Source organism: Streptomyces albidochromogenes, assembly GCF_005981925.1.
GTDB classification, from domain to species: Bacteria; Actinomycetota; Actinomycetes; order Streptomycetales; family Streptomycetaceae; genus Streptomyces; species Streptomyces albidochromogenes.
The window spans coordinates 1-654 of record NZ_VBVX01000715.1; the positions used below are offsets into that span (position 1 = coordinate 1).

Below are 654 nucleotides of genomic sequence, written 5' to 3' on the forward strand. Positions count from 1 at the left end.
GAGCGGGTCCGCACGCAAGGGTGCTTTTCCGTACCGTGGGGCGAAAGATTAGTCTTCTGGTGATGCGGTGAACGTCGCAGCCGCGTAGGAACGCGCCACCCCATCCGCCCGACCGCGACGACGCCAGCAGCAGTTGCTGACCAGGAGGCAAAGCAGTGAACAGGGATCGGTCCGAGTACCACGGCGACGGCCAGTCCTCGGACGGGGACGACCGCGAGCTGGATCTCACCGGCGAGTTCGAAATCGTCTACGAGCCTCCTGCCTGGTACGACCAGAGCACGCGGGGTGGCTCCGCGCAGGGTGGCCAGGGCAGCGCCGGACCCGCGTCCGCGCCGCCGCCGACCGGGCCTCCGCTGGGCCAGGGCGGCCCGGCCCAGCCGGGACCGCCCGCCCCCCAGGCCCCGGCCCCGGCGCAGCCGTTCGCGCAGGGCGCGCCGCAGCCGGACCCGTACGGCGCGGGCGGCTACGGCTTCCCGCAGCAGCCGGGGCCCGGCGCGCCCCAGCAGGCCGGCGGTTACGGGTACCCGCAGCAAGCGACGCCGGGCGGGTACGGATACCCCCAGCAGCCCGTGCAGGGCGTACCGCAGCAGGCGGGACACCCGGACCAGCAGGCCGCCGCGGCGGCCGGGTACGGCTACCCGCAGCCCTTCCCCC

Annotated in this window: 1 protein-coding gene; it reads left to right on the forward strand. The window is 74.9% G+C overall.

Annotated elements, in window-relative coordinates:
* Window positions 1-155: 155 nt before the first annotated feature.
* A partial coding sequence (locus tag E2E34_RS34905; RefSeq protein WP_279637928.1) for an SCO5717 family growth-regulating ATPase occupies window positions 156-654 on the forward strand: 499 nt, incomplete at its 3' end.